At 68.0% G+C, this 13,126-nt stretch carries 11 protein-coding genes; 1 reads left to right on the top strand and 10 read right to left on the bottom strand.

From position 1 onward, the window contains the following. Nucleotides 1-28 precede the first annotated feature (28 nt). Nucleotides 29-2,887, top strand: a complete 2,859-nt coding sequence (gene uvrA, locus EKE94_RS08325) for an excinuclease ABC subunit UvrA (RefSeq protein ID WP_127906119.1) — start codon at nucleotides 29-31, stop codon at nucleotides 2,885-2,887. Nucleotides 2,888-2,889: 2 nt separating this feature from the next. On the opposite strand, the gene EKE94_RS08330 is transcribed toward uvrA, so the two are convergent. From EKE94_RS08330 to EKE94_RS08375, 10 genes are all read right to left on the bottom strand, one after another. After that, on the bottom strand, nucleotides 2,890-3,222 hold the full coding sequence (locus EKE94_RS08330) for a hypothetical protein (RefSeq protein ID WP_127906120.1): 333 nt from the start codon (nucleotides 3,220-3,222) through the stop codon (nucleotides 2,890-2,892). A 31-nt stretch (nucleotides 3,223-3,253) separates the two neighbouring features. After that, complete coding sequence (locus EKE94_RS08335; protein ID WP_164870860.1) at nucleotides 3,254-3,772, bottom strand: hypothetical protein; 519 nt, start codon at nucleotides 3,770-3,772, stop codon at nucleotides 3,254-3,256. A gap of 79 nt (nucleotides 3,773-3,851) precedes the next feature. Continuing rightward, the gene (locus EKE94_RS08340) at nucleotides 3,852-4,328 is read right to left on the bottom strand and encodes a DUF2059 domain-containing protein (protein WP_127906122.1); all 477 of its coding nucleotides are present in this window, start codon (nucleotides 4,326-4,328) and stop codon (nucleotides 3,852-3,854) included. Between the two features lie 27 nt (nucleotides 4,329-4,355). Beyond that, a complete protein-coding gene (gene xth / locus EKE94_RS08345) occupies nucleotides 4,356-5,135 on the bottom strand; it encodes an exodeoxyribonuclease III (protein WP_127906123.1) in 780 nt (259 codons plus the stop codon). Nucleotides 5,136-5,424: 289 nt separating this feature from the next. Further along, a complete protein-coding gene (locus EKE94_RS08350) occupies nucleotides 5,425-5,994 on the bottom strand; it encodes a PqiC family protein (RefSeq protein ID WP_127906124.1) in 570 nt (189 codons plus the stop codon). A 1-nt stretch (nucleotide 5,995) separates the two neighbouring features. After that, nucleotides 5,996-8,872: an MlaD family protein gene (locus tag EKE94_RS08355; protein ID WP_127906125.1), complete on the bottom strand. Its 2,877-nt coding sequence runs from the start codon at nucleotides 8,870-8,872 to the stop codon at nucleotides 5,996-5,998. After that, nucleotides 8,869-9,567: a paraquat-inducible protein A gene (locus tag EKE94_RS08360; RefSeq protein ID WP_407940887.1), complete on the bottom strand. Its 699-nt coding sequence runs from the start codon at nucleotides 9,565-9,567 to the stop codon at nucleotides 8,869-8,871. Before EKE94_RS08360 ends, EKE94_RS08355 begins: the two co-directional genes overlap by 4 nt. Further along, entirely contained in the window at nucleotides 9,534-10,154 is a 621-nt protein-coding gene (locus tag EKE94_RS08365; RefSeq protein WP_127906127.1) for a paraquat-inducible protein A, read from the bottom strand. Before EKE94_RS08365 ends, EKE94_RS08360 begins: the two co-directional genes overlap by 34 nt. 393 nt (nucleotides 10,155-10,547) lie before the next feature. Further along, nucleotides 10,548-12,266: a methionine--tRNA ligase gene (metG, locus tag EKE94_RS08370; protein ID WP_127906128.1), complete on the bottom strand. Its 1,719-nt coding sequence runs from the start codon at nucleotides 12,264-12,266 to the stop codon at nucleotides 10,548-10,550. 91 nt (nucleotides 12,267-12,357) lie between these two features. Continuing rightward, nucleotides 12,358-13,095, bottom strand: a complete 738-nt coding sequence (locus tag EKE94_RS08375; RefSeq protein ID WP_127906129.1) for an SDR family NAD(P)-dependent oxidoreductase — start codon at nucleotides 13,093-13,095, stop codon at nucleotides 12,358-12,360. Between the last annotated feature and the right edge of the window lie 31 nt (nucleotides 13,096-13,126).

The raw sequence follows: 13,126 nt of genomic DNA on the forward strand, positions 1-13,126 counted from the left end.
CTCTTGTCCGGTTCCGAAGAGGTGGGCGATGGCCGAGCTGAAGCATATCGAGGTTCGCGGCGCGCGCGAACATAATCTGAAGTCGATCGACGTGGATATTCCGCGCGACCAGCTGGTGGTGATCACCGGCCTGTCGGGCTCGGGCAAATCCAGTCTCGCCTTCGACACGATCTACGCCGAGGGCCAGCGCCGCTATGTCGAGTCGCTGTCTGCCTACGCGCGGCAATTCCTCGACATGATGGAGAAGCCCGACGTCGATCACATCAGCGGCCTGTCGCCCGCGATCTCGATCGAGCAGAAGACCACCAGCAAGAACCCCCGGTCCACCGTCGGCACGGTGACCGAGATCTACGACTACATGCGGCTTCTCTTCGCGCGGGTCGGCACCCCCTACAGCCCCGCCACCGGCCTGCCGATCGAGGCGCAGCAGGTGCAGGACATGGTCGACCGGGTCATGGGGCTGGAAGAGGGCACGCGCGGCTACCTGCTGGCGCCGATCATCCGCGACCGGAAGGGCGAGTACCGCAAGGAATTCCTCGAACTGCGCAAGCAGGGCTTCCAGCGCGTCAAGGTCGACGGGCAGTTCTACGAGCTGGACGAGCCGCCGACACTGGACAAGAAGTTCCGCCACGACATCGACGTCGTCGTCGACCGCATCGTCGTGCGCGAGGGGCTCGAGACGCGGCTGGCCGACAGCTTCCGCACCGCGCTGGACCTTGCCGACGGGATCGCCGTGCTGGAGACCGCGCCGAAGGAAGGCGAGGGCGAGCGCATCACCTTCTCCGAGAACTTCGCCTGTCCCGTCTCGGGCTTCACCATCCCCGAGATCGAGCCGCGGCTGTTTTCGTTCAACGCGCCCTTCGGTGCCTGCCCCGCCTGCGACGGTCTGGGGGTCGAGCTCTTTTTCGACGAACGCCTCGTCGTGCCGGACCAGAACCTCAAGGTCGGCGACGGCGCGATCGCGCCGTGGCGGAAAGGCAAGTCGCCCTATTTCACCCAGACCATCCAGGCGATGGCCAAGCACTACGGGTTCAAGACCTCGACCGTCTGGAAAGATCTGCCCGAAGAGGTGCAGCGCGTCTTCCTGCGCGGGTCGGACAAGACCGAGATCAAGTTCCGCTATGACGAGGGCGGCCGCGTCTACGAGGTGTCGCGTCCCTTCGAAGGCGTGATCCCCAACATGGAGCGGCGCTACCGCGAAACCGACAGTGCCTGGGTGCGCGAGGAATTCGAGCGCTACCAGAACAACCGGCCCTGCGGCGTCTGCCACGGCTACCGGCTGAAGCCCGAGGCGCTGGCGGTCAAGATCGCCGGCCTGCACATCGGGCAGGTTGTCGAGAAATCGATCAAGGAAGCCTATGACTGGTGCGAAAGCGTCCCGGCCGAGCTGAGCAAGCAGAAGAACGAAATCGCCCGCGCCATCCTCAAGGAGATCCGCGAGCGTCTGGGTTTCCTCAACAACGTCGGGCTGGAGTATCTGACCCTGTCGCGCAATTCGGGCACGCTGTCGGGCGGCGAAAGCCAGCGGATCCGGCTGGCCAGCCAGATCGGATCGGGCCTGACGGGCGTGCTCTACGTGCTGGACGAACCCTCGATCGGGCTGCACCAGCGCGACAACGACAGGCTTTTGACCACGCTGAAGAACCTGCGCGACCAGGGCAACACCGTCATCGTTGTGGAACACGACGAAGAGGCGATCCGCGAGGCCGATTACGTCTTCGACATCGGGCCCGGGGCGGGCGTGCATGGCGGGCAGGTCGTGGCGCATGGCACGCCGGGCGAAATCGCATCGAACCCCGACTCGGTCACAGGCGACTACCTGTCGGGCAAGCGCGAGATTGCGGTGCCGACCGACCGGCGCAAGGGCAACAAGAAGGCGATCACCGTCGTCGGCGCCACCGGCAACAACCTGCAGAATGTCACGGCCGAGTTTCCGTTGGGCAAGTTCGTCTGCGTCGCGGGCGTGTCGGGCGGGGGCAAGTCGACGCTGACGATCGAGACGTTGTTCAAGACGGCCTCGATGCGGCTGAACGGTGCGCGGCAGACGCCCGCGCCCTGCGAGACGATCAAGGGGCTCGAACATCTCGACAAGGTCATCGACATCGACCAGCGGCCCATCGGCCGCACGCCGCGGTCGAACCCCGCGACCTATACCGGCGCCTTCACCCCGATCCGCGACTGGTTCGCGGGCCTGCCCGAGGCCAAGGCGCGCGGCTACAAGCCCGGGCGCTTCAGCTTCAACGTCAAGGGCGGCCGCTGCGAGGCCTGCCAGGGCGATGGCGTCATCAAGATCGAGATGCACTTCCTACCGGATGTCTACGTGACCTGCGAGACCTGCGGCGGCGCGCGCTATAACCGAGAGACGCTGGAAATTCAGTTCAAGGGCAAGAGCATAGCCGACGTTCTTGATATGACGGTTGAAGACGCGCAAGAGTTCTTCAAGGCCGTGCCCAGCATCCGCGAGAAGATGGACGCGCTGTGTCACGTGGGGCTGGGCTACATCAAGGTGGGCCAGCAGGCGACGACGCTGTCAGGCGGCGAGGCGCAGCGCGTCAAGCTGTCGAAAGAGCTGGCGCGTCGGTCCACGGGCCGCACCCTCTATATCCTCGACGAGCCGACGACAGGCCTGCATTTCGAGGATGTCAAAAAGCTTCTCGAGGTGCTGCACGAGCTGGTCGAGCAGGGCAACACCGTGGTGGTGATCGAACACAATCTCGACGTCATCAAGACCGCGGACTGGATCATCGACATCGGTCCCGAGGGCGGAGATGGCGGCGGCACCGTGGTCGCCACCGGCACGCCCGAGGACGTGGCCGAGGTCGAGGCCAGCCATACCGGCCGCTATCTGGGACCGATGCTGAAGCCCCGCAAGGTCGCGGCGGAATAGGCCTAGCGCGGCCGGCGTTCGAGGATCTCCATCGTGCGCCGGTCGACCCGAAGGTAATCGTAGCCCACGCTGTACCACAGCCAGTCCGCCGTGGCGGGCGGCAGACCGTGGTAGGCCGTGTTCAGCACGACGTTGAACTCTCCCCGCGGCAGCGTGCCGCCGACGTCGTGTTCTACCACCCGCTCGGGCGCCTTCAGCCACTTTCCCGCGCCGCCGCCCAGCCCAGTGCCATCTCCGACGCTGGCGCATTTCGCTCCGGTCGAGGCTGTCGCGCAGGCGCCCGCGGGGTTGGCGAGGGCCATCGCCACAAGGACGAGGGCAGGGCGCAGGATCATGTTGCAGCCTTAAGCATCGGATGATCGGCCCCTAGTCGATGATGATCGAGATAAGGGCGATCAACTCGATCAGTTCCCGAGTTTCGGGATCGATCCGCGCGGCGGTGTCGCCGATCCGCAGGTATCTGTCCGACCCGACAAGCGGCGGCAGGTCGAAGGCGGCGGGCCGGTCGATCACGCGATACTCATCGCTCCAGTCCCGGTTCAATCGGTCGCCGATGCGATAGATGTGCCCGTCCGGCGCGGTGATTTCGGTGAGCTGCCGCGTGCGCGTCGTCCCGTCGGCATAGACCTCAGGGTCTGTCGTGGGCCGAGCGGGCTGCGGGGCGGTGGTGATGACCCGCAAACCGGCGTCGTCAGAACCGCCGCCCCGTGCCTGTCCGGGCGGCACGCAGGCCGGGGATTTCCCGGCCAGGCCGGGCGGACATGCGGCGGCAGAGGTGGTGCTGTGCACCTTGCCGCCACCACGACCGCCCCCGCCGCCCGCGACTGCCGCCGCGCTGACACACAGGGCAAACCCGAGGGTCCCGACCATCGCCGCTTGTCGCATCACTCGTCACATCCGTTCCGGTTTCCGTTACGATAGGGCGAACGCGGACCGGATGCGACGGGTTTCCTGCGGGCCTGTCTTACTCGGCAGGTTCCAGGATACGCTGCAGTTCGGGCATCACCTCGGGCATGGTGGTCTGCACGTAGTTCATGATCTGGGGCTGCTGGCGGGCCATGATCTCGGGCATCTTGCGCATCACGCTGCGGCCTTCGTCGGTGGCGTAGAAATCGCGCAGGGCCACGATTTCCTCGTAGCTCAGCAGGTCGGCCATGACCTCGTCCTGCTCTTCCATGATGTCGCGCAGGCCGGGCATCATCTTTTCGCTGTAAAGCGCCTTGACCTCTTCGCGCTGTTCGTCGGTGACCTCGCCGCCACCCGCTTCGACCTGGGCGAAGATCGGCTCGTACATCTGCGCCAGCAGCGCGTCGAGATCCATGTCCTCGAGCGTCAGCTCGACATAGTCCGACGCGACCTCCAGCCGCTCTTCGCGGGTCTCGGCGAAGGCGGGAAGGGCAAGGGCGGCGATAAGGGGCAGGGCGATAACGGGGCTACGCATGGGTGTCTCTCCTTGGGACAGGGTGGGTCAGGCGTCGAGGTCGAGCCAGAGCGGAACGTGGTCCGAGGGCTTGTCGCGCCCCCGCACCTGCGCCTCGATCCAGCAGTCGTTCATGAGGTCCGCGGCCTGCGGGGTCAGCAGGGCGTGGTCGATGCGGATGCCGTCGTTACGGTTCCATGCGCCGGCCTGGTAATCCCAGAAGGTATAGTGCCCCGGGCCTTGGGCGCGGGCGCGGAACGCCTCGGTCAACCCGAGGTTCAGCAGGCGGCGAAAGGCATCGCGGCTTTGCGGCAGGGCCAGCGCGTCGGTGCGCCACGCGTCGGGGCGGGCGGCATCCTCGTCCTGCGGGATGACGTTGTAGTCGCCCGCCATGATCGTGGGCTCTTCGCTGGCCAGCAGGTCGCGCGCGCGCGCTTCGAGCCGGGCCATCCAGCCCAGCTTGTAATCGTATTTCGGCCCCGGCGCGGGGTTGCCGTTGGGCAGGTAGAGACAGCACAGGCGCAGGCTGCGGGTGCCGGTCACGGTCGCCTCGATCCAGCGGGCCTGATCGTCGTCGTCGTCACCGGGCAGGCCGCGCGTCACATCCTCGAGCGGGAGTTTCGACAGGATCGCGACGCCGTTGAACCCCTTCTGCCCGTGGGTCGCGACCTCGTAGCCGAGATCCTCGAACACGTCGCGGGGGAAGCCTTCGTCGACCGACTTGATCTCTTGCAGAAGCGCCACGTCGGGGGCGCTTTCGCCCAGCCAGTCGGTCAGGGCGGGGATCCGCGCCTTGACGCCGTTGATGTTGAAGGTGGCGATCTTCATGAAACTCCTCCGGCTGTGATCCGCTTCTGGCCCAAGCGGCAGGGCGGCACAAGGCCCGCGCGCGCCGGAGGGGCGCGGCTTACCGCCGAGTGTCCGGGGGGGACCCGGGATCACGCCCGGCGCCGGTGCGCGGGGCGGAACGACGTCTGGACGGGCCCCGGCTGGATGGCCAAAGCCGCGATCCGGGGCGGTCACCGATCCCGGAGGCCAGAGGGCGTCCCCCCGGTGGACCGTCCCGATGGTGGCGGCGTCGGGCCCGCGCCGCGGTCGCCCGCGCCGTCCCTGCGGCCTAGCGCAGACCGTTGCGGGCGATTTCGCCGGCCAGTTGCGACACCGCGGCGGCGCGGGCCGCGGCGATGGCGCGGGCGTCTGGGTCGGCCACCAGCGGCACGGTGATGTCGAAGAACCCCGACCGGTCGCGGCCCAGCCCGGCCTCGGCGGCGACGACGTATTGGCCCGAGATGTGGAAGCTGCCGGTGGTGCGGGCGACCATTTCCTCGACATTCACCTCGAGCCGCGCGTCGGCGAGCTGTTCATAGGGCCAGGGGCCGGGCGCGATGCGGGCGCCGGTGATCTCGGACAGGTTGCGCACCAGCGTGAGCGTCACCGCGCGCGACGGCTCGTCCGCCCAGAGGAGGTCGTTCGAGGCGGTCAGCGCACCGGTGGCGTCCTGGATGTAGATCTCCTCGACCGCGGCATAGGTCGGCAGCGTGACCTCGGCCACCTCGACCGTCGCGTGCGGGATGCGCACGCGATCGGTGTTGGCCACGGGGGCCGAGGGGTAGCGGACGATGTCGCCCGAGCAGGCGGCGAGGGGCAGCGCGGCGAGCGCGAGGAGGGTGAGGCGGCGAAGCGGCATGTCAGCGTCCCAGAATGATCGAGTTCGGTCTGCGCTCGATGGCGCGGGCGAGAGAGGTCACCGCCTCGGCAGCGCGCTGCACGTCGTTCAGCGCGGCCCGGATCTGGCGGTTGGTTTCAGAGGTTTCGGAATAGCCGCCGAGCGTCGTGCCGGCCTGTGCGAGAAGCGTGTTGATCTGCGAGATCAGCCCGGGAACCGAGGCGGCGCCGTCCTCGATGGCGCGGGCCGCGGCCTCGGCCGAGGTGAGAGCCGAGTTCACGTTGTTGATCGCCCCGCCGTCACGCAGTTCGGTCAGCGTCGCCTCGACCTCGCTCAGCACGCCGTTCAGACGTTCGGGCAGGCGGCCGGTTTCCTCGGAGCCGGCCAGTTCGTTGAACTTGTCGATCAGGTCGGTGGTCCGCGCCACGAGATCCGTCAGCGGCAGATTGCGCGCCTCGGCGGCGACGCCCTGAAGCTCGGCGATCAGGTCCGGCACGCCGGCTGTGGCGCCCGAGATGTCGCGCGCCGTGGCCTCGGCCGCCTCCAGCGTTTCGGTCAGGCGCGTGGCGAGGCCGGCGGCCTGCACCTCGGCCACGACGCCGCGCAGGTCGCCCACCGTGCCCTGAAGCTCGGCCAGAAGCGCCGAGACATCGCCCGGGATCGCCTGAAGCTCGTCCGAGGCCACGAAATCCGTGGTTTGGTTCAGCAGCCGCCGCAGGTCGGCCAGCGCGGCATTAAGCTCGGTCGGCAGGGCGCGCGTCGCTTCCGACCCGAGCACGCTGTCGGCGGTCGCCAGAAGCGCGCTGGCCCGGTTCGTCAGCTCTTCGAGAGGCAGCTCGTTGGCCGAAGCGGCGACCGATTCCAGCTCGGCCACCAGCGCCGGCACGCCCTCGATCGAGGTCGAGACGTCCTCGGCCGCCAGGTCCACCGCGTCGATCGCGGTCAGCAGCCGCTCGACGCCCTGCGCCTCGTTGACCTGCGCCACGGTGCTGCGCAGTTCGGCGACGGTGCCCTGCAATTCGTCCAGAAGCGCGGTGACCGCGCCGGGCACCTCCTGCACCTGCGGCGAGGTGACGAGGCCGCGCGTGTCGTTCACCAGCCCGCGCAGATCCGCCAGCGCGGCCGAAACGTCGGCGGGCAGGGCCTGCGTCCCCTCGGAGGCCACGAAGCCCTCGACGGTGTTGAGCGCCATGGTGGCGCGGGTGATCAGCGCCTCGAGCGGGAGGGCCCGCGCATCGGCGGCGAGGCCCTCGAACTCGGTCAGCAGCGACGGCACGCCCTCGGTCGTCTCGGCCAGCGTCTCTTCGGCCCGTTCGACCGCGGCGACGATACGTTCGACGGCCTGCGCCTCGTTCACCTGGGCGATGGTGGCGCGCAGGTCGACCACGGTGGCCTGCAGTTCGGCCACGAGGCCCGAGACGTCGCCCGGCAGGTTCTGCACCTCGTCCGATGCCACGACGCCACGCATGTCGCCCAGAAGCGCCCGCAGGTCGCCCGGGGTCGCCTGGATGTCGTCGTTGCCGACAAGTGCCGTCGCCGTGTCGAGGAAGGTGACCGCGCTGTCCAGCAGCTCTTCGACGGGCAGCGCGTTGATACGGTCGAAGACGCCTTCGGCGGTGGCCGATACGTCACGGATGTCGCCGGGCGCGGTGGGAAGCTGCGGATAGGGATCGGCGTCGAGATCCAGCTGCGCCGGGGTGGCGTCGTCGACCTCGGCCAGTTCGACCTTGAGGCCGCCGGTCAGTATGCTGGCATTGGCCAGCCGAGCCCGCAGCCCGTTCTGCACCCGGTCGGCGAGGTAGTCGAGCGCATCGCGCGTCGAGGGACGGTCGCCCAGGCCCAGCCGCCCGATCTGGATGTCGAGCACGGCCTGAAGCCGCGCCCGCCGGTCGCCGAAGCGGTCGGCGTCGATGTATCCGCCGACATTGGCGACCCGGCCCACCCGGATGCCGCCCAGTTCGACATTGGCGCCCGAACTCAGGCCCGCGACGTTTTCGTCGAACACCACCGACAGCGACACGGTGCGCCCGTCGGGATTGTCGAAGACGCTGTTCCGCGCGGTGGGTTCGTCGGGATAGACGAAGAACGTCAGCCCGTCGCGCACCGGATCGCCGCCCGACACCAGCGTGTCGAAGGTGATCCCGCCCGCGACGAGGCTGGCGATCGAGTTGAAGTCGATCTCGGCCCCGTTGGGGCCCAGCGAAAAGCGGAAGCCCGAGGTGTCCCAGAACCGCGTCGCGGTGGTGACCAGCCGGTCATGCGGGGCAAAGATGATCGCGTCGGAAAAGACCGCGCTGCCGTCCTGCGTGATCTGGGCGGGACCGATGCGGCCGACCTCGATACCCTTGAACAGGATCGGCGTGTTCTCGGTGAACCCGTCCTCGCGGTTCGACCGCAGCGTCAGGCGCAGGCCATCGCGTCCCAGCTCGCCCAGCGGCGCCGAGGCCAGGCCGTCCTGGTCGCGTTCCAGTCCGTTGGGGTCGCCATCCCATTGCCCTTGGATGAAGACGCCCGACAGCACGGTGTCGAGCCCCGTGACCCCCCGCGTCGTGACCTCGGGCCGGACGACCCAGAACTGTGCGCTTTCGTCGACGTAAGGGGCGACGTCGGGTTCCAGCCGGACCGACACCACGACGTGGTCGAGGCTTTCGGAAAAGCCGACCTCTTCGACCAGGCCCACCGCCACATCGCGGAACCGCAGCTCGGTCTCGCCCGCCGAGACGCCCGAGGCGTTGTCGAAGGAGATGTGGATCAGCGGCCCGCGCTCGGCCAGCGAGCGGTAGCCGACCCAGAGCGCGGTGCCGAGCGCGACGACAGGCACCAGCCACACCACCGAGGCGCCGCGCAGGAACGGCTTGCGACGGGGTTTCATGTCGGGTGTCGGGGGGGTGTCGGTCAACCGGCGGGTCCTTGGACTGGGGCGTTGGCAGAGGTGACGCGCGGCGGCTGATCCTCGTTCACGCCCGGTTCGGGCGCGTCGAGATCCCAGATCAGCCGCGGGTCGAAGGCCTGTGCGGACAGCATTGTGAAGATCACCGACAGGGCAAAGGCGATGGCCGCCGGACCGGGGGTGATCGAGGCGACCGAGTGCAGTTGCACCAGCGCGGTCAGAATAGCCACGACGAAGACGTCGATCATCGACCAGCGGCCGATATATTCGACCAGTTCATAAAGCACGTGGCGACGCCCGGGGCCGATCCGGGTCTGCCGTCCGACGCCCAGCGCCAGCAGCGCGATGGCCCCGAACTTGGCCAGCGGGATCAGGACCGAGGCGATCAGGATGATGATGGCGATGAAGACCGACCCGTGATGCGCCAGTTCAAGCGCACCGGCGATGATCGTGGCATCGGTGACGTCGAACAGCATCCGGGTCTTCAGCATCGGGTAGAGGTTGGCGGGGATGTAGCAGATGAAGCCCGCGATCCACCACGCCCAGACCTGGCTGAGCGATCCGGGCTTGCGCGAATGCAGGTGGCTTCCGCAGCGGCCGCACCTTTCCGTCCCCGCTGGCCAGACCTTGGCGCAGCGGCGGCAGGCGAGCAGTCCCGAGGACCGCGCGGTCACGACTTTCGGCTGTCCTCCAGCGCTTTCCATATCGACCATCTACACATCATACCGTCCTGCACCAGAATAATGCCGACGAGCACCAGAAACATCCAGAACGCGGGGCCGAAATCAATCCGTGCCAAATCCGCCACTTTCACCAGCGCGACCGCGCAGCCGATCACGAAGATTTCGGCCATCGACCACGGTCGCAGGCTTTCGGCCAGCCGGAACGCCCCGGTCGCGCCGCGGGCCGGCGGCTTCTGCCGGACGAGCGGGATCATCACGTAGAGGATCAGCAGGAGCCGCACCAGCGGCACGATCACGATCATCGCGGTGACGGCCAGCGACAGCAGCAGAAGCGGCCCGCCGGTAAAGGCCAGCGCTGTCTCGAAGATCGTGGCCGAATTCGACATCCCCGCGACGTTGATCTGCAAAAACGGCGCCAGGCTGGCCCCGATCAGCAGGATCACCGCGGCCGAGGACAGGGCGATGACCCGAAGCCCGGCATTCCGGCGCGGTGAGATCAGCACGGTATGGCAGCGCGTACACACCGCGCGCGTATGTGCATCGGGTTCGGCCACGGTATAAAGCGCATCGCAGTTCGGACAGGCGATGAGGGTGTCGAGATCGGTCATCGGGGGGGTCCCGCTGCAGTTCGGGCAAGCCACGCGACTGTGACGTTTTTTCGGGAAGAGGCAACCCCGCCCACGATCACATGCGCGGGGGCGGACGCGGTCAGGTGCAAGCCCAAGGCCGCCCTTTCGGTGCCTCTCCGTTCCCCTTGCGTCAGATCCGCGGGCGGGGGGCAAGGCGGCGCGCTCTGTCGCCCGGCGCACTATACCCCAGGTGAGGGGCCGGCACGCTTGCTGTCAGGGACACCCCCGAACACAGGACAAACCGGAAGGTTCGGAGCGGCCCGTGTCTTCGCGGACTGCGCCCCTGTTTGGCGACCCCGGCATGGCCCCCAAGGGCGTGGGCCGATGGGGCAGGGTGCGGGCCGGGCAGGATGCCGGCCCGCACCGGCGGTCCTAGCTGCGCACGCCGGCGAAGCGGGCCTGCCAGTCCTCGCGCTCCTCGTCGGTGATCTTGCGGAACAGCATCTCGGGCACCTCGAAGGCGTGGCCGGCGGGCAGGGTCTGCAGCGCGCCCGCGATGTCGTCGGGCCAGTCCGTGGCCTCGGTCTTCATCGCCGCCAGCATCGTCGCGCTGGCTTCGGGGATGAAGGGTGCCGACAGGATCGCGTAAAGCCGCACGAGGTTCAGCGACAGCCGTACGGTCACCGCGGCGCGCGCCGGATCCTCCTTGAACGCGGCCCAGGGCGCGGCGGATTGCAGGTACTCGTTCCCCGCGACCCAGATCGCCCGCAGCTCGGCCGCGGCCTTGCGCACCTCGATCGCCTCCATGTGGTCCTGGTAGCGGGCGATGCGCGCGGTCAGGTCGTCGATCAGCGCGGTCTCCATCGGGCCGAGCTCGCCGCCCGCCGGGACCTCTTCGCCGAATTTCGACCGGCAGAACTTGGTCACCCGGCTGACGAAGTTGCCCAGCACGTCGGCCAGGTCCTTGTTCACCGACATCTGGAAGTTTTCCCAGGTGAACTCGGCATCCCCCGACTCGGGCGCGTGGGACAGAAGCCACCAGCGCCAGTAATCCGCGGGCAGGATTTCCAGCGCCTGGTCCATGAAGACCCCGCGCCCCTGGCTGGTCGAGAACTGGCCGCCCTGATAGTTCAGGTAGTTGAACGACTTGATGTAGTCGACCAGCTTCCAGTCCTCGCCCGATCCCATGATCGTGGCCGGGAAGGACAGCGTATGGAACGGCACGTTGTCCTTGCCCATGAACTGCACGTAGCGCACGTCGTCGGCGCCTCGGTCCGTCCGCCACCAGCGTTCCCACGCGCTGTCGTCGAGGCCCTGCTCGTCGGCCCATTCGCGCGCCGCGGCGATGTATTCGATGGGCGCATCGAACCAGACGTAGAAGACCTTGCCCTCCATCCCCGGCCAATCGGCGTCGCCCTTCTTGACCGGCACGCCCCAGTGCAGGTCGCGGGTGATCCCGCGGTCCTGCAGCCCGTCGCCGTCGTTCAGCCACTTCTTGGCGATCGAGGTCGTCAGGATCGGCCAGTCGGTCTTGCTGTCGATCCAGGCCTCCAGCTTGCCGCGCATCTGGCTTTGCTTGAGGTAGAGGTGCTTGGTCTCGCGCACCTCAAGGTCGGTCGAGCCCGAGATCGCCGAGCGCGGGTCGATCAGGTCGGTGGGGTCCAGCTGCTTGGTGCAGTTCTCGCACTGGTCGCCGCGCGCCTTTTCGTAGCCGCAGTTGGGGCAGGTGCCCTCGATATACCGATCGGGCAGGAACCGGCCGTCGGCGTGGGAATAGACCTGCTTTTCGCTGACCTCGCCGATCAGCCCGGCATCGGCCAGCCGCCCCGCGAAATGCTGGGTCAGCACGTGGTTCTGCGGGCTCGAGGAGCGGCCGAACTTGTCGAAGGACAGCGCGAAGCCGTCCGAAAGCTCCTTTTGCACGCCGTGCATGCGGGCGCAGTAGACGTCCACCGGCTCGCCCGTCTTGGCGGCGGCCAGCTCGGCCGGGGTGCCGTGTTCGTCGGTGGCGCAGAGGAACATCACCTCGTGCCCGCGGCCGCGCATGTAACGGGCGTAAAGGTCGGCGGGCAGCTGACTGCCCACCAAGTTGCCCAGATGCTTGATACCGTTGATGTATGGAATCGCCGAGGTGATCAGCACCCGTGCCATGTGTCAGCCCTTCTTGTCGTCATGTCCCCGCCATCTAGCGGCGATCCGGGGCTTTTGCCAGCCTCGGACCGCGCCTGCCGGGACTGCGGGCCTACTGGGCCGTGTAGCCGCCGTCGACAAGGTGGTAGCTGCCGGTGATGAAGCCCGCGGCGTCCGACAGAAGGAAGCAGGTCAGGGCCGAGACCTCCTCGGACGTGCCAAGCCGTCCGACGGGGTGCTGGCCCGCCAGCGCGTCGTATTGTTCGCGGGGCAGGTTCGCCAGAAGCGGGGTCTCGATAAAGCCCGGGCCCACGGCGTTGATGCGGATGCCCTTCTGCGCGTATTCGATCGCGGCGCTTTTCGTCAGGCCGACCAGCGCATGCTTGGCCGCGACATAGGCCGAGGACTGCGCGATGCCGACGCTGCCCAGGATCGAGGCCATGTTGACGATGGCCCCGCCGCCCGCGGCTTCGATCTTCGGGATCGCGAAGCGCATGCCGTAGAAGACGCCGTTGAGGTTGACGTCGATCACCGATTTCCAGCCGTCCAGCGGGTAGTCGCCCACCGGCGCCTGCGGCCCGCCGATGCCCGCGTTGTTGACGAGGTAATGCAGCGCGCCGGTTTCCGACACGGCGGTGTCGCACAGCGCCTCGACCGCCTGCGCGTCGCCCATGTCGGCCTCGGCCGCGATGCCGCCGATTTCGTCCGCGATCTTCTGCGCGGCGTCCAGCTTGATGTCCGCGACCACCACGCGGGCGCCGCCGGCCGCAAGCTCGCGCGCGACGGCGGCCCCGATGCCCGAGGCGGCGCCGGTGACGATGGCGGTCTTGCCTGCGAATCTGTCGGTCATGTCGATCTCCCTTTCTCGTGTGGGGGCAAGG

It is taken from the genome of Mesobaculum littorinae (genome assembly GCF_004011175.1).
In the GTDB taxonomy this organism is placed as follows: Bacteria; Pseudomonadota; Alphaproteobacteria; order Rhodobacterales; family Rhodobacteraceae; genus Tranquillimonas; species Tranquillimonas littorinae.